21 protein-coding genes are annotated in these 14492 nt (G+C 35.7%); 13 read left to right on the top strand and 8 right to left on the bottom strand.

The genetic code is table 11. From position 1 onward, the window contains the following. Positions 1 to 120 precede the first annotated feature (120 nt). The 7 genes from crcB to ACTNEP_RS04375 all read right to left on the bottom strand — a co-directional run bounded on the left by crcB (position 121) and on the right by ACTNEP_RS04375 (position 3795). Complete coding sequence (gene crcB, locus ACTNEP_RS04405) at positions 121 to 483, bottom strand: fluoride efflux transporter CrcB (protein ID WP_441160467.1); 363 nt, start codon at positions 481 to 483, stop codon at positions 121 to 123. Further along, entirely contained in the window at positions 480 to 875 is a 396-nt protein-coding gene (locus tag ACTNEP_RS04400) for a fluoride efflux transporter FluC (RefSeq protein ID WP_441160465.1), read from the bottom strand. Before ACTNEP_RS04400 ends, crcB begins: the two co-directional genes overlap by 4 nt. Further along, a complete protein-coding gene (locus ACTNEP_RS04395; RefSeq protein ID WP_441160464.1) occupies positions 866 to 1273 on the bottom strand; it encodes a Fur family transcriptional regulator in 408 nt (135 codons plus the stop codon). The genes ACTNEP_RS04400 and ACTNEP_RS04395 overlap by 10 nt, the downstream gene beginning before the upstream one ends. Before the next feature lie 4 nt (positions 1274 to 1277). Then, positions 1278 to 2141 (bottom strand): metal ABC transporter permease, encoded by an 864-nt coding sequence (locus tag ACTNEP_RS04390; protein ID WP_441160463.1) that lies wholly within the window; start codon positions 2139 to 2141, stop codon positions 1278 to 1280. 13 nt (positions 2142 to 2154) lie between these two features. Next, the gene (locus ACTNEP_RS04385; RefSeq protein WP_441160462.1) at positions 2155 to 2907 is read right to left on the bottom strand and encodes a metal ABC transporter ATP-binding protein; all 753 of its coding nucleotides are present in this window, start codon (positions 2905 to 2907) and stop codon (positions 2155 to 2157) included. 293 nt (positions 2908 to 3200) lie between these two features. Beyond that, positions 3201 to 3521 (bottom strand): spore coat protein, encoded by a 321-nt coding sequence (locus ACTNEP_RS04380; protein WP_441160598.1) that lies wholly within the window; start codon positions 3519 to 3521, stop codon positions 3201 to 3203. 22 nt (positions 3522 to 3543) lie between these two features. Next, positions 3544 to 3795 carry a hypothetical protein gene (locus ACTNEP_RS04375; protein WP_441160461.1) on the bottom strand — a complete coding sequence of 84 codons (252 nt, stop codon included), beginning with the start codon at positions 3793 to 3795 and terminating at the stop codon, positions 3544 to 3546. 177 nt (positions 3796 to 3972) lie between these two features. On the opposite strand from ACTNEP_RS04375, the gene ACTNEP_RS04370 reads away from it, so the two are divergent. The 9 genes from ACTNEP_RS04370 (at position 3973) to sufB (ending at position 11520) form a co-directional block, all read left to right on the top strand. Beyond that, positions 3973 to 4329, top strand: coding sequence for an arsenate reductase family protein (locus tag ACTNEP_RS04370; protein WP_441160459.1), 357 nt, complete (start codon positions 3973 to 3975; stop codon positions 4327 to 4329). Between the two features lie 40 nt (positions 4330 to 4369). Then, complete coding sequence (gene gcvH, locus ACTNEP_RS04365) at positions 4370 to 4753, top strand: glycine cleavage system protein GcvH (RefSeq protein ID WP_441160458.1); 384 nt, start codon at positions 4370 to 4372, stop codon at positions 4751 to 4753. Positions 4754 to 4894: 141 nt separating this feature from the next. After that, positions 4895 to 5245, top strand: coding sequence for a toprim domain-containing protein (locus ACTNEP_RS04360; protein ID WP_441160457.1), 351 nt, complete (start codon positions 4895 to 4897; stop codon positions 5243 to 5245). Positions 5246 to 5269: 24 nt separating this feature from the next. Continuing rightward, entirely contained in the window at positions 5270 to 5593 is a 324-nt protein-coding gene (locus tag ACTNEP_RS04355) for a thioredoxin family protein (RefSeq protein ID WP_441160456.1), read from the top strand. Between the two features lie 734 nt (positions 5594 to 6327). Beyond that, positions 6328 to 7113 (top strand): Fe-S cluster assembly ATPase SufC, encoded by a 786-nt coding sequence (sufC, locus tag ACTNEP_RS04350; RefSeq protein WP_441160454.1) that lies wholly within the window; start codon positions 6328 to 6330, stop codon positions 7111 to 7113. A gap of 15 nt (positions 7114 to 7128) precedes the next feature. After that, complete coding sequence (gene sufD, locus ACTNEP_RS04345; RefSeq protein WP_441160453.1) at positions 7129 to 8436, top strand: Fe-S cluster assembly protein SufD; 1308 nt, start codon at positions 7129 to 7131, stop codon at positions 8434 to 8436. After that, entirely contained in the window at positions 8436 to 9656 is a 1221-nt protein-coding gene (locus ACTNEP_RS04340) for a cysteine desulfurase (RefSeq protein ID WP_441160451.1), read from the top strand. Before sufD ends, ACTNEP_RS04340 begins: the two co-directional genes overlap by 1 nt. After that, positions 9646 to 10089 (top strand): Fe-S cluster assembly sulfur transfer protein SufU, encoded by a 444-nt coding sequence (gene sufU, locus ACTNEP_RS04335; protein ID WP_441160449.1) that lies wholly within the window; start codon positions 9646 to 9648, stop codon positions 10087 to 10089. Before ACTNEP_RS04340 ends, sufU begins: the two co-directional genes overlap by 11 nt. Positions 10090 to 10122: 33 nt before the next feature. Continuing rightward, the gene (gene sufB, locus ACTNEP_RS04330; protein ID WP_441160447.1) at positions 10123 to 11520 is read left to right on the top strand and encodes a Fe-S cluster assembly protein SufB; all 1398 of its coding nucleotides are present in this window, start codon (positions 10123 to 10125) and stop codon (positions 11518 to 11520) included. Between the two features lie 88 nt (positions 11521 to 11608). Here the strand turns inward: sufB and ACTNEP_RS04325 are convergent, their stop codons facing one another. Next, positions 11609 to 11878 carry a tyrosine-type recombinase/integrase gene (locus ACTNEP_RS04325; protein ID WP_441160597.1) on the bottom strand — a complete coding sequence of 90 codons (270 nt, stop codon included), beginning with the start codon at positions 11876 to 11878 and terminating at the stop codon, positions 11609 to 11611. Between the two features lie 51 nt (positions 11879 to 11929). On the opposite strand from ACTNEP_RS04325, the gene ACTNEP_RS04320 reads away from it, so the two are divergent. The 4 genes from ACTNEP_RS04320 (at position 11930) to ACTNEP_RS04305 (ending at position 14491) form a co-directional block, all read left to right on the top strand. Beyond that, positions 11930 to 12706, top strand: coding sequence for a DUF5906 domain-containing protein (locus ACTNEP_RS04320; protein WP_441160446.1), 777 nt, complete (start codon positions 11930 to 11932; stop codon positions 12704 to 12706). 425 nt (positions 12707 to 13131) lie between these two features. After that, complete coding sequence (locus tag ACTNEP_RS04315) at positions 13132 to 13374, top strand: hypothetical protein (protein ID WP_441160444.1); 243 nt, start codon at positions 13132 to 13134, stop codon at positions 13372 to 13374. A 29-nt stretch (positions 13375 to 13403) separates the two neighbouring features. Further along, entirely contained in the window at positions 13404 to 13646 is a 243-nt protein-coding gene (locus tag ACTNEP_RS04310) for a hypothetical protein (protein ID WP_441160443.1), read from the top strand. Between the two features lie 374 nt (positions 13647 to 14020). Beyond that, on the top strand, positions 14021 to 14491 hold the full coding sequence (locus ACTNEP_RS04305; protein ID WP_441160596.1) for a DUF4825 domain-containing protein: 471 nt from the start codon (positions 14021 to 14023) through the stop codon (positions 14489 to 14491). The last annotated feature ends 1 nt before the right edge of the window (position 14492 follow it).

Below are 14492 nucleotides of genomic sequence, written 5' to 3'. Positions count from 1 at the left end.
AGCTAAATAGAGGAAGAAGAAAGTGTTTTAGAAGTAACAGAAAATAGTGGAAGATCTAATTTTATGAAAAGGGGTACCATATTTTAATCCTTATCTAATATTAGCAACGGTCGATCACGATTATACCGGAATGACTTTCCAAATAGTAAAAACGGTAATAAAACTGATTCCAACTGAACCAAATAGATAAAAGAGCGCTTTTTTCCATTGCTTTTGCTCTAACATTCTAAAAACTTCCATACAAAATGTTGAGTGGGTAGTAAAGGCACCGCAAATTCCTACACCTAAAAAGCTCCATGTCCAGGGAGATAGCCAACCCGCTTGATAAAATAAATAGGTAAAAGCGAATAGGGTGCTGCCAGCTATATTAGCAATCAATGTACCTACTGGCAGCCAATATTTACTTGTATTCAATTGGAGACTAAGCATATATCTTAAAATGGCACCGATAAATCCACCTAGACCAACGAACAGATAACTCATACTTTTTTCTCCTTACTCATCGCTATCCTTGCACCAAGGAAACATAATACTATACCACCGAAAATTTGAATAGCCAGATAAAATAACATTCTACCTACATTCTCGTCCATAAGCAGTAAGCTTTCAGCAATAAACGTCGAAAAAGTAGTAAAGGAACCCAGTAGCCCTGTTGTAAAGGCAGTAAATATATAGGGTGCCAACTTATTTTTAATAAGTGGATGGAATGTAACATATGCTAATACAAAGCATCCGATTAAATTAGCGATGGTTGTACCAACTGGGAAATTACTAAACGATACAGTTTCTGCTATTAGGTAACGAAGTAATGCTCCAATTACACCACCAATGCCTAAAGCCACAAATAGTTTCAATTGCCTGGCTTTCATTGACATGTTGGACAGAAACCGTAAATTTCGAACTTATGATCATCTATCATATATTGCTTTAATTCCTCCGATATTTCTTCCATCGGGCAATGGTGAATTTCTTTTGTCACACCACAGTTTTTGCAAATAAAATGATGATGATGGTGATGGTCGCATTTAAGTCGGAAGTGTTTTTCACCATTTAATTCAGTAGATTCTAATATACCTAGCTGATGAAATAAATGCAGGTTGCGATAAATCGTATCAAAGCTTATCCCTTCATAATTTGGTTCCATATTCTCCAATAAATCTTTTGCTGTACAATAACGGTTTTCTTCCACAAAGAAATCAATCATATGCTTACGTTTATCGGTATATTTATAGCCCTTTTGTTTTAATATACCAAGCGCCTCAGTTGTATTCATTCGCTCACCCCGTTTTTAAACGATGTTTTCTATTTTTTAAAATGGCTGTTAGCTTTTTCATGATAATGGTTGCTATTAATAAAAGTATCAGTAGCATAACAATGGTACCACCAGGTGGTATTTCCAAATAGTAACCAGATATTAATCCTAAAATAACAGCTGTCTCTCCATATATTATCGCATAAATAATCGTTTGTTTAAATCCTTTTGCAATACGAATACTCGCTGCAACCGGCAGTGTCATAAGTGCTGAAACTAAAAGAACACCAACAATACGAATAGAAGCAGCTATTACTAAGGCAGTTATAACGATAAAAATAAAATGAATCCGTTTCGCATGAATACCAGTCACCACTGCTTGCTCCTCGTCAAAGGATAGTAAAAATAGCTCTTTATATAATAAGAAAATAACTGCACATACGATAATCGCTATTATGATTATACTATATAGGTCCTGTCTGCTGACTGCTGAAACAGAGCCAAAGAGATAAGTATATAAATCTGTATTGAAGCCATTAGCGATGGAAATAAATATAACACTTAAGCCAACACCACCAGACAAAATAATAGGGATTGCTAATTCTTGAAAGGCGGTATAAACTCGTCGCAATCGTTCAACTATTAAAGATCCTATAATGGAAAATCCTAACCCAGAATAAAAGGGGGTAATCAGCATTGCGCCTGTCTTTTTTTCTAATAGCAGACCAAACGCAATTCCTGCAAGGGTAACATGTGATAATGCATCAGCAATCAAAGATAGTCTGCGTACTACAATAAAGGCACCAAGTAATGGGGCAATAACACCGATAATGATTCCAGTGAAAAAGGTATTCCTTAAAAACTCATATTCTAATAAATTCATTAACATAATTGTTCCTCCATTAATGCTCATGGGTCACTAGATTTAGTGGGTGACCATAAAAATCCGATAACTCATCTTTGGAAAGTGTTTTAAACTCACTTGGTTCTCCGTGAAAATGTAATGTTTTGTTTAGGCACGCAACCTTTGATGCATGATGCGTCATCGTTCCAATATCATGGGTTACTAATAATAAAGTAATGTTTTGCTTGTTTAAGTCATGTAATAAGTCAAAAAACTTTTCTACATTTTCAGCATCAACACCTACAGTAGGCTCATCCAAAATTAATAATTCGGGATCACTAACAAGAGCTCTGGCAATAAAAATCCGCTGTTGCTGTCCTCCAGATAAGTCTCCAATATTTTCAGAAAGATAGCTGGTCATTCCTACTTTTTCTACAGCTTCCTCGATCCTTTTTTTATCCTGACGTGTTAATCGCTTGAAATAGCCTAGTTTTGCAGTTAGTCCCATCGTAATAACTTCTTCTACTGTTGCAGGAAAACCACGATTAAAAGTGTTAGCTTTTTGGGAAACATAGCCTAATTTACTTTTTTCTTTGAATTTTCGAATCGGCTGGCCAAAGAGATGTATCGTACCAGTAGTTGGCTTTTCCATTTCCAATAGTAGCTTGATTAGTGTTGTCTTACCACCACCATTAGGTCCTACCAATCCGATAAAATCTCCTTCATTTATTGTAAAATTAATGTTTGATAATGCCTGTCGATTACCATAATGAAAATTGACATTCTTCATTTCTACAATCGGTTTTGTCATTGTTATCCCCTTCGTTTTTCAATCTGTACATATTCTATCGTAACCATTACGGTTTGTAAATTGTCAAAACTGGAAAGATTGCAATTTAAATAGTCACAACTAAATATCCACTCTTTTTTCATGATGCTAATAATAAAACAAAATAGCAAAGTGGAGGTAACGTTGTAATGCTTAAACGTTTCTTTTACTCCTAGCGGGGGACACCCCCCCACTGGAAGAAGTTCTACTTTTTGATTTACGGAAACATGTGCATATTGTAACTTTTTTGGATATGTTCGTAGTGTAAGGAAAAATTAATGAGTTGGTAGCTGCTGCTTGTATTGTTGGAATTGCTGGAAGCTTTGTTCACATGCTTGGGGTGAAGCTTGTTCCAAACTGTACCAGCCATTTTTAAACATCATATTATATAGTTCGCGCTGGCAATTTTGCGTATCCTCAAAAATATGAAGTATGTCTTGATATAATGTCTGGTTGCTCGCTTCATTTAAAGCATATCCATAAGCTTGAGATAAATATTTTTCTGTAGCTAGCATATCATTCATGAAATCACGATCATTCATTGCTCGGGATTTAGGTATCTGCTGTTCGGGGTTCTGTACTTTTTGATTATTCATTTGTTGCATCATATTTTCCTCCTTACATCAAAGTTTTTTGATTATCTTTTAAATGTTCTAAGATCATATTGTAATGCTTCTCATGCATTTGACATGCCTTTTCAATTGTTTGTTTTACTTCAGGTATAGAACAATTTTCGGCAAAGAAATGTGCTTTTTTACAGGCAATTAAGTTCCAAGACAACATGTCAGTTAAATACAGATGATCTTTTGTGCTTACCATTTTAGGTGGTTGTGCCATAATCTGGTTATTATTCTGTTGTTGTAGGTCCATTTTTTCAACCTCCTTTATTAGATGATCAATATCGAGTTACTCAACTCAGCTTTAGTTTTACATGATACTTGTAAAAGTATTCGGTTTTGTTTTGTCATGATATGCCAACTAGATCATTTGCTTTTTTTCTGCTTTTTTCGTTAAAATAATAACAACGAATAGTAGGAGGAGTTATACATGACAGTTCAATTTTATTGGTATCCGAAGTGTGGAACTTGTCGAAAGGCTAAAAAATGGTTAGATGAAAATCAAATTAATTACGAAGCTATACATATCGTGGACAATCCACCTAGCAAAGTAGAATTGAAAAAAATGATAGATAAAAGTGGTTTACCATATAAAAAATTCTTTAACACAAGCGGAAAGAAGTATCGTGAACTAGGGTTAAAAGATAAATTGAAAGATGCTACAGAAGATGAAATGCTGGAGTATCTGGCTTCTGATGGTATGTTATTGAAGCGACCGCTGACAGTTGGTGAAAATCAAGTGACAGTAGGTTTTAAAGAGGAAGCATTCGAGCAGGCATGGAAATAATTTACTAATTTAAATATGCAGTAATATAGGAGGAAGGATCATGAGTTTACCTGAAAATTTTTTATATTCAAAGGAGCATGAATGGGTAAAAAAAGAAGATGATAAGGTTAGAATTGGTGTGACAGATCATGCCCAATCAGAATTAGGGGATATTGTGTTTATTGAACTGCCAGAAGTGGGAGATGAAATTAAAACAGATGAACCGTTCGGTAGTGCCGAATCAGTCAAAACTGTTTCGGAATTATATGCTCCAATAACAGGAAAAGTTGTGGAAGTAAATAGTCAGCTTGAGGACAATCCAGAATTAGTAAATGAATCTCCATATGAAAAAGCATGGATGATTGTGGTAGAGCCTAGTAATCAGGCAGAACTGGACAAGCTATTGACTGCTGAAGATTATGATAAGATGATCAATGAGTTGTAACAACCAGGTACAGGTAGCATTCGCATCAAGCGAATGCTATATTTTTTAATCGATCCGCTGTCATAACTTTATTAAGTTTTTCCATACAATAAATTAATAGCTTTTGGTTTTATTTGAACTTTGATGAAGTAGGTGAGCCAATTGTCAAAACAAGAAATAAAAGTAATCATTGTAGAAGGTAGATCTGATAAAGAAAAAGTGGCAAAATTAGTGGATGAGGAAGTGGAGATTGTCTGTACAAATGGCACCATTAATGTGGAGCGTTTGGAAAATTTAATTGAAAGGTTCAATATGGATTATCGGGATGTTTTTATATTAGTTGACGAAGATAGTGCAGGTAAGAAATTAAGAAAGCAATTATCTAAGGAATTACCCCATGCGATTCATATATATATCGATAAATCGTATCGAGAAGTGGCTGCAACACCTGAGTCTGAGTTAGCAGTTGCACTTGTTTCCTCCCATATTATGATAAATCCAGACTACCTATGATTTTAGAAGGAGACATGACATGAAATGATGGAGATAAATAAGGAAAGCTGGAATGAAGTGTTCGTTAATGAGGAACCTCAGATCATCTTTGTACACACACCTTTTTGCGCTACATGTCAATTGGCGGAAAGAATGCTATCAATAATAGAAGAAGCAGATCAGGTGCAGTCCTTTTACAGGATGAACGCCTCCTTTTTCCCCGAGTTTATGAAGCAAAATCAGGTTCAAAGTGTACCGGCTCTGCTATTAGTGAAGGCTGGTGTAGTATTAGACCGATTGTACGCCTTTGAATCGGTAACGAAATTGCATAATGTGTTGGAAAGGTGGAAACAAAAACAGAGCATTTAGCAATAAAATCAAGTAATTTGTAAAAATATATATCATACTTTCATCTGTATTATATATATCATGACAAGTGGATGTGTATCTTTGCAAATCTCTTCTCACTACATTTGGTCACGATGTAAGAAGATGTTACAATAAAAGTGTCATAAAAAAGAAAGGATTGATTTGTTATTAGTGACCAATTACATCTGCAGTATACAACAGAAATGGAAAAGGCGATGCACCAATCGCATGGGATGGGATATGCAGAATACAGTCGCAAACTTTCCAAACGATTAAGCGTCGAAAAGGAAAGAGAAGAAAGCTACCAAAAAAGCCAAAAAGTTGTGCAAGATGTAGAACGACTAGTTCACAGATAATGGAATTAAGAAGAAAATCAATAAAATCAATATAGACTAGGCAACAGTTACTTTTCCAAAAGTAACTGTTGTTTTTGTGTTAGAAATATACTATTGTTTTCAATTGATTAGGCACATATTCTGCCTCTCCATTATACTATTCTGATTAAGACGAAGAAGTCTAACATTGTGCTGGCTAAGCTTTTCAGCGTAATAAATCGAAAAATAGCAGTTAAGTGTGATATAATAGCAGACGAAATTAATCAAATCAGTCGTTTTTCAATAGCTGAAAATGGTTGATAATAGATTCGAAATAGTATAAGATTATAATGAGAATAAAGTGAGAATGAATGTAATTCCACTTCAAATCAAAACATTAAGCTTTGGAGGTATGTAGCTATGGCAAGTTCTACTTTGGAAATTAAAGATCTTCATGTTGAAATAGAAGGTCAAGAAATATTAAAAGGTGTTAACCTAACTATTAAAGGTGGAGAATTCCACGCAGTAATGGGACCTAATGGTACAGGTAAATCAACATTAGCTTCTGCTATTATGGGTCACCCTAAATATGAAGTTACAAAAGGCGAAATTCTACTTGATGGTGAAGATGTATTAGAAATGGAAGTAGATGAGCGTGCTCAAGCAGGGCTGTTTTTAGCGATGCAATATCCTAGTGAAATTAGTGGTGTAACAACTTCTGACTTCCTACGTTCTTCTATTAATGCACATCGTGAAGAAGGGGACGAAATCCCATTAATGCAATTTATTAAAGAAATGGACCAAGCGATGGATTATCTAGAAATGGATAAAAACATGGCTCAACGTTATCTAAACGAAGGTTTCTCTGGTGGTGAGAAGAAACGTAACGAAATTCTTCAATTAATGATGCTAAAACCAGCTATCGGAATCCTTGATGAAATTGATTCTGGTTTAGATATTGATGCATTAAAAGTAGTTTCAAAAGGTATTAATAAGCTACGTGATGAGTCATTCGGTTGCTTAATCATTACGCACTATCAACGTTTGTTAGACTACATCACACCAGACAAAGTACATGTAATGATGAACGGACGTGTTGTCAAATCTGGTGGGCCAGAACTAGCTCAACGTTTAGAAGCAGAAGGCTATGACTGGATTAAGCAAGAACTTGGTATTGAAGATGAAACTGTAGGACAAAAAGCGTAAGCTAGGAGGTATCGTATGACTGTGGAAACTAAACTGCCATATGATCAGGACTATGTCCGATCATTTTCAGAAAATAGAAAAGAACCAGAATGGATGACAGAGTTGCGTCTGCAAGCACTTGACTTGGCAGAAGGACTTGAAATGCCAAAACCGGATAAAACAAACATTAAGCGTTGGAAATTTGATGACTACAAGCATGATGTTGATGGGGAGTCTATCAACTCACTTAACGAATTACCTAAAGATATCCAAGTGTTTTTAGACATGGATAATCATAATAAGAATCTTGTCATCCAACGAAACCAATCTTTAGCCTATCAATCACTTGCTTCTGGATTAGCAGAAAAAGGAGTAATATTGACAGATATTCAAACAGCATTACAGGAACATAGTGATCTTGTAAGACGCTATTATATGAAAGATGCTGTACAAATTGATGAACATAAATTAACAGCATTACACACAGCTTTAATGAATGGTGGCGTATTTGTATATGTACCTAAAAATGTCCAAATAGAAGAGCCACTACAAGCGATTTTCTGGCAAGAGAACCCGGAAGCAGCTACTTTTAACCATGTAATTGTCGTTGCTGAAGAAAACAGTTCTTTGACATATGTGGAGAATTATATTTCTCAGAACAAAGAAGAACATGCAGTAGCCAATATCGTAACAGAAGTAATCGCGCACGATAATGCAAAGATTAACTTTGGATCTGTAGATAACTTTGCAGCAGGTACGACAGTTTATGTTAACCGTCGTGGAATTGCTTACCGTGATGCGAAAATTGAGTGGAATCTTGGCCAAATGAATGACGGTAACACAGTATCAGAGAATATCACACATCTAATTGGTGATAATTCCTATTCTTATGCAAAAACTGTATCTGTTGGCCGTGGGGATCAAGCTCAAAACTATACTGCAAAAATTGTTCACTTTGGCAAAAATAGTGAAGGTTTTATCTTACAGCACGGTGTAATGAAAGACAGTGCTTCCTCTATCTTTAACGGAATCGGTAAAATCGAACACGGAGCTACTAAATCAAACGCTGAGCAAGAGTCTCGCGTATTAATGTTAAGCAAAGATGCTCGTGGAGATGCGAACCCAATTCTGCTAATCGATGAAGATGATGTAACAGCAGGTCACGCAGCTTCTGTAGGACGTGTAGACCCGATCCAATTATATTATTTAATGAGTCGCGGTATTTCTCAACAAGAGGCTGAACGTCTCATAATTCACGGTTTCTTAGCACCAGTAGTGAAGGAAATTCCGATCGAAGCAGTACGTGAACAATTGACAGAGGTTATCGAAAGGAAAGTCTACTAATGACTGTTAACGCTATTCGTGAGCAATTTCCAATCCTGAATCAAGAAGTAAACGGGCATCCACTTGTTTACCTTGATTCAGCGGCAACATCACAAAAGCCAATATCTGTTATCGAGTCACTGGAAGCTTATTATAGAAGCGATAATTCAAACGTACACCGAGGTGTCCATACACTGGGTACGAGAGCAACGGACCAATATGAAGGTGCCCGCGATAAAGTGAAAAGCTTTATTAATGCAATTTCGACAGAAGAAGTGATTTTCACTCGTGGAACGACAACTGCCCTTAATATGGTTGCTTACGGATATGCTCGTCACGTTTTGCAAGAAGGTGATGAAATTGTCCTTACTGAAATGGAGCATCATAGTAATATTATTCCGTGGCAACAAGCAGCGAAATATACTGGTGCAACATTAAAGTACATTCCGATGGAAGCTGATGGAACGATCACACTTGATGCAGTCCGTTCCACTGTATCGGAAAATACGAAGATGGTTGCTGTAACACATGTATCCAATGTATTAGGAACCATTAATCCAATTAAGGAAATTGCCCAAATTGCACACGAGAATGGAGCAGTTATCGTTGTAGATGGTGCACAAAGCGTTCCCCATATGCAAGTCGATATGCAAGACCTAGATTGCGACTTCTATGCTTTTTCTGGTCATAAAATGTGCGGGCCAACTGGAGTTGGTGTTCTTTACGGTAAGAAAGCATTACTAGAAGAAATGGAGCCAGTCGAATTTGGTGGGGAAATGATTGACTTTGTTGACCTTTACGACTCCACATGGAAGGATCTTCCTTGGAAATTTGAAGGTGGAACACCGATTATCGCCGGAGCGATTGGTTTAGGTGCAGCGATTGATTTTCTTTCAGATTTTGGTATGGACAATATTTTGGAGCACGAAAAGCAACTTACCAAATATGCACAGGAAAAACTTTCAGAAATTAATGGTTTGACCATTTATGGACCGAAAGAACGCGGTGGTTTGGTGACCTTCAATATTGAAGGGGTTCACCCGCATGATACTGCTACTGTTCTAGATGCAGAGGGTATTGCAGTAAGGGCAGGACACCACTGTGCACAACCTTTAATGAAATGGTTAGATGTAACAGCTACAGCAAGGGCCAGCTTTTATCTATATAATGATGAAAGTGATGTTGACCGATTAGTTAAAGGAATACAGCGAGCGAAGGAGTATTTCGGTGATGTCATTTGACAATTTAGATACATTGTACAGACAGGTTATCATGGATCATTATAAAAACCCTCGTAACCGTGGCACATTGGAGAACGAATCTGTTACAATAGATATGAACAATCCGACATGCGGTGATCGTATCGAATTACACCTTCAAATGGAAGATGGTAAAGTAAAAGAGGCTAAATTTGAAGGAGAAGGTTGTTCAATTAGTATGTCATCCGCTTCAATGATGACACAAGCAATAAAAGGGAAAAAAGTGGATGATGCACTTAAAATGTCAGCCATTTTTTCTCAAATGATGTTAGGTGATGATGTAGAAGAGGTGGATTTCGATCTTGGGGATATAGAAGCATTACAAGGTGTTTCCAAATTCCCAGCAAGAATTAAGTGCGCAACATTGGCATGGAAAGCGATGGAAAAAGCAATCGCAGCTGACAAAGAAAAATAAGCACAATGAAATCCTAATATAGGAGGTAATAGTATGGCTAAAAAAGCACCTGAAATAGGCGAATATAAATATGGCTTTCATGACAGAGATGTTTCCATTTTCCGTACTGAAAAAGGTCTTACAAAAAAAGTAGTGGAAGAAATTTCTCGCATGAAAGAAGAACCAGAATGGATGTTGGAATTCCGCTTAAAAGCACTAGAACAATTCTATAAGAAACCAATGCCACAATGGGGTGGCGATTTATCAGAATTAGATTTCGATGAAATCACGTACTATGTTAAACCATCTGAGCGTTCTGAACGTTCGTGGGATGAAGTGCCAGAAGAAATTAAACAAACGTTCGATAAATTAGGTATCCCTGAAGCAGAGCAAAAATATCTTGCTGGTGTATCTGCACAATACGAATCTGAAGTTGTATATCACAACTTGAAAGAGGACTTGGAAGAATTGGGTATTATCTTTAAAGATACAGACACAGCATTAAAAGAAAATGAAGACCTATTTAAAGAGTATTTTGGAAAAGTAATCCCAGCTTCAGACAATAAATTTGCAGCTCTAAACACGGCAGTTTGGTCTGGTGGATCATTTATTTACGTACCAAAAGGCGTAAAAGCTGAAACACCATTACAAGCATATTTCCGTATTAATTCTGAAAACATGGGCCAGTTCGAGCGTACATTGATTATCGTGGACGAAGGTGCTTCTGTACACTATGTAGAAGGTTGTACGGCACCAACTTATACAACAAACTCATTACACAGTGCTGTTGTAGAAATCTTTGTTAAGAAAGATGCGTATTGTCGTTATACAACGATTCAAAACTGGGCAAACAATGTTTATAACCTAGTTACAAAGCGTGCTACATGTGATGCGAATGCAACAATGGAATGGATCGATGGTAACATCGGTTCTAAACTGACAATGAAGTATCCAGCGATCATCTTAAAAGGTGAAGGTGCTCGTGGTAATACTCTTTCCATCGCATTAGCAGGTAAAGGACAGCACCAACACGCAGGTGCCAAAATGCATCATTTAGCACCTAACACGTCTTCAACGATCGTTTCTAAATCGATCTCCAAACAAGGTGGTAAAGTTTCTTACCTTGGTATGGTACACTTTGGACGTAAAGCAGATGGTGCTCGTTCCAATATCGAATGTGATACGTTAATTATGGATAATAAATCAACTTCGGATACCATTCCTTACAATGAGATCCTAAATGAAAACATCTCATTAGAGCATGAAGCGAAAGTTTCAAAAGTATCTGAAGAACAATTATTCTATCTAATGAGCCGTGGTCTTTCAGAAGAAGAAGCAACTGAGATGATCGTAATGGGCTTCATCGAACCATTCACAAAAGAACTTCCAATGGAATATGCGGTAGAAATGAACCGTCTTATCAAGTTCGAAATGGAAGGTTCAATCGGATAACTAATGATTAACCCTTGTATATCAAGGGTTTTTCTTTTTTTTTGCACGTGCAAAGTTCAGTTCGTGCAAAGTTGAATTTATTTTGACGTTATTTGAAGTTATTTTTAACATGATTTTGTGATGTGTAAGCAGTGAATTTTGCAAGTTCATCTGTTTGAATTTTTCCAGTGATATGCCCATATGTTCTACATAATTCTTTTGTGTCTTTATGTCCTAATCTTTTTGCTATATAAATTTCACTTACACCTGATTCAAGGAGTAAAGTGGCATGAGTATGCCTGAAAACATGTAAGCCCCTATATTCACCCCCTGAAGTCTTAGTTCTGAATCGTTTCTCGAATGATTGAAGGTGTGAGATAATACCATCATTATTTTTCTTAAATCTTGGATTTCCAAGAATCAGTTCATTTTGCTTTGTGGTGGGAACGGCAAAGGAACACTTTTGTTGATTATCAGGAGAATCCTTGGATATGAAAGATGTTCAAGTTTGTCAATTAAACAATTAACAGATGAAAGATATTTTAGAACCATTCTGAACAAACTTGTGAATCTTGGGGATGATGTGCAGGATGAGGCAATCAATAACGAGCAAATGAAGGCATTAAAAAACATTTCAACATGTGATTATATGGCATCAAGAAATCTGTTTGAAATGTCAAAAGATGTTGAATTGACAACAAGCCTTATTTTCACATCCAATCATATTTTGAAATCCTTTGAAAAGGGTGAATCCTACAAAAGAAGGGTTCAATGGTGTCCAATGTTTTCAAAACCCACCAAGAAGGATAGAAGATTTATTGACAAATTGACAACCCCTGATTCCTTGAAATATTGGATGAAACTGATTGTTGAAGGATATATGAGATTATACCGAAATGAAGGATTCACTGAATCCCCAATTGTCAAAGAATACAATGAAAAGTATCATCAGATAAACAACAATTGCATTGAGTTTTTGCAGGATTTTGAACCTGCCCATTTTGAAGGCAAAAGGGCACCTGAATCATATGATGAATATCAAAATTGGGCAGAAGAAAATGGTTTGAATGTACATTCAAGAAAGTTGTTTAATGAATCCATGGATAAAGAATTAGGTTTAGTTATCTATCCTAAAAAAATAAACGGTAAAACTGCAAGAGTATATTTGACTAAAGAAGAAGTAGAAGAAAAAGAGAAGGGGGAATAAAAGGTTACATTTCTTAAATAAAATGTAACCAAATGTAACCAAAATGTAACCCAGTCGAACCCTTGGTATCACTAGGGTTTTTATTAAAAAAGTTACAAGTTACAAAATATATTTAGATTTTAAATATTATTTTATCTTTTATTAGTTTTGTTAAAAGATATCCGATAAAAAGATAAAAATAAAATTGTAAATAGAATTTGGAAATAAAAATGTAACTGTAACTTTTAAGGTAAAAACCCTTGGGAGAGTAGGGGGAAGAGGTTACATTTTGTTGCAGATTTTATAATAAATTTTGTAACCCATTATAATTTATCCCCCCTATTTTTGAGTTGGGGGGGCATCAATGGGACAAACGGCGACAAGGGAACTTTTTCCGACCAAGCTGAAAAATTGAGATACTTTTTTGAAAGGAGAATCACGGCTGAATGGTTATGCTTATCACATTACAAACGATTCAAAACGGCTTTTTTAGGTGCAAAATTAAACCCATTGTGGGTGCATCCTATCACCGAGAATTTACGGCTGAAGCATTACACGAATATTTAATGGCGATTGATTTCTATTGTGAAACAAAAGGTTATCAATATAAATTTGTCATTCCTGATGCGATTAAGAAGATGGCAGAGCATTGGTTAGAAAGTCTGGCAACAACCTATAATAAAAAATAGTGATGCCCAAATCAATTATGATGGTGTTCATGGTATTGCCTTTGAATGTTCTTGTTGTTGCGGTGAAAAGCATTCCTTTTGCTTGGGGGAATGCTTTTTATTATGCTTCAGAAGGTTCTGAAAGAGTTTCTGAATGGCATCATATGAATAAATATTCTTTCATGAAAGGATGCCGATACATAATGTATAAGGTTGCAAACATCAATTATATTATTGAAACAGAATCCTATATTGAAGAACATAAAAACAAAGATGCCCACCAAGGTGTATGAGTTTATTAGAGAAGTTTGTCAGGATGAAAGAAAATATATTGATTTAGTGGAACAAATGAGCAACCAAAAAGGGGTTCTGAAAGTACCTGAACCAAGGCTGATATAGTATGAAAGAGTGCTGAAAAGTCAATAATAATAATGCTTGCAAACGGTTCTGTGTTTCTTTCCTTTCTTTTTTTGTTCAATTGATTGTAATTCTAAATGATTTCAAGTGCTTGCAATTCAATTGTTTTAGTTTCATTCAATCCATCTTGCCCCCTGTTGGACTTCAACCCCAAACAGGGGTTTTTAATTGTGATAACGTCAATAATGGGGATTTTATGGTATATTTATATAGTGCGTAATTTATGAAAGGGGTATAAAGATTGAGAAAAATGATTAAGTTTTTGTTCTTTTCACTATTGGTAATGCTTTTTTTAAGTGGGTGTAATTCAAATGATACAAATATAAAGAATGATATTTTTAAATTTAAAGATTCGTTTGTAGGTGATAACAGTGCAGTAGGAAACATTGCTAATCAATTACTAGGAGCAGAGCAATTAAACGGTTTTGAACTTAAAACAAATGAAGAACCGTATGGAATAATCTTAAATTATGATTGGATAGAATCAGAGCAAGAATACAAGGAAACGGTGATATCCAATGCAACATTTTTATTTACATTAGTACAAAATGTTGATTGGATAACATTTAATTCTGATATCCTTCAATATACAATTACGAGAGAAAAACTACAGGAATGGTATGGTAAAGAATTAAGTGAAATCCAAAACGAGGATGAACTAAGAGAACTTATACAGGAATATTTAGAAGACGAAAACAAATTTAATCAGTTATTAAACTAAC

Source organism: Gracilibacillus sp. HCP3S3_G5_2 (assembly GCF_052063305.1).
Classification (GTDB): domain Bacteria; phylum Bacillota; class Bacilli; order Bacillales; family Amphibacillaceae; genus Gracilibacillus.
The sequence above is the reverse complement of the archived record's forward strand: the minus strand, read 5'-3'. Positions and strand labels throughout refer to the sequence as shown.

Bases quoted from the DNA above. Each gene is read 5' to 3' on its own strand.
- ACTNEP_RS04385 (WP_441160462.1), bottom strand. From the start codon at position 2,907: ATGACAAAACCGATTGTAGAAATGAAGAATGTCAATTTTCATTATGGT.
- ACTNEP_RS04355 (WP_441160456.1), top strand. From the start codon at position 5,270: ATGATGGAGATAAATAAGGAAAGCTGGAATGAAGTGTTCGTTAATGAG.
- ACTNEP_RS04395 (WP_441160464.1), bottom strand. From the start codon at position 1,273: ATGAATACAACTGAGGCGCTTGGTATATTAAAACAAAAGGGCTATAAA.
- sufU (WP_441160449.1), top strand. From the start codon at position 9,646: ATGTCATTTGACAATTTAGATACATTGTACAGACAGGTTATCATGGAT.
- sufD (WP_441160453.1), top strand. From the start codon at position 7,129: ATGACTGTGGAAACTAAACTGCCATATGATCAGGACTATGTCCGATCA.
- crcB (WP_441160467.1), bottom strand. From the start codon at position 483: ATGAGTTATCTGTTCGTTGGTCTAGGTGGATTTATCGGTGCCATTTTA.
- ACTNEP_RS04370 (WP_441160459.1), top strand. From the start codon at position 3,973: ATGACAGTTCAATTTTATTGGTATCCGAAGTGTGGAACTTGTCGAAAG.
- ACTNEP_RS04390 (WP_441160463.1), bottom strand. From the start codon at position 2,141: ATGTTAATGAATTTATTAGAATATGAGTTTTTAAGGAATACCTTTTTC.
- ACTNEP_RS04380 (WP_441160598.1), bottom strand. From the start codon at position 3,521: ATGAATAATCAAAAAGTACAGAACCCCGAACAGCAGATACCTAAATCC.
- ACTNEP_RS04400 (WP_441160465.1), bottom strand. From the start codon at position 875: ATGTCAATGAAAGCCAGGCAATTGAAACTATTTGTGGCTTTAGGCATT.
- ACTNEP_RS04315 (WP_441160444.1), top strand. From the start codon at position 13,132: ATGGTTATGCTTATCACATTACAAACGATTCAAAACGGCTTTTTTAGG.
- ACTNEP_RS04310 (WP_441160443.1), top strand. From the start codon at position 13,404: ATGGTATTGCCTTTGAATGTTCTTGTTGTTGCGGTGAAAAGCATTCCT.
- ACTNEP_RS04340 (WP_441160451.1), top strand. From the start codon at position 8,436: ATGACTGTTAACGCTATTCGTGAGCAATTTCCAATCCTGAATCAAGAA.
- sufB (WP_441160447.1), top strand. From the start codon at position 10,123: ATGGCTAAAAAAGCACCTGAAATAGGCGAATATAAATATGGCTTTCAT.
- sufC (WP_441160454.1), top strand. From the start codon at position 6,328: ATGGCAAGTTCTACTTTGGAAATTAAAGATCTTCATGTTGAAATAGAA.
- gcvH (WP_441160458.1), top strand. From the start codon at position 4,370: ATGAGTTTACCTGAAAATTTTTTATATTCAAAGGAGCATGAATGGGTA.
- ACTNEP_RS04305 (WP_441160596.1), top strand. From the start codon at position 14,021: ATGATTAAGTTTTTGTTCTTTTCACTATTGGTAATGCTTTTTTTAAGT.
- ACTNEP_RS04375 (WP_441160461.1), bottom strand. From the start codon at position 3,795: ATGGACCTACAACAACAGAATAATAACCAGATTATGGCACAACCACCT.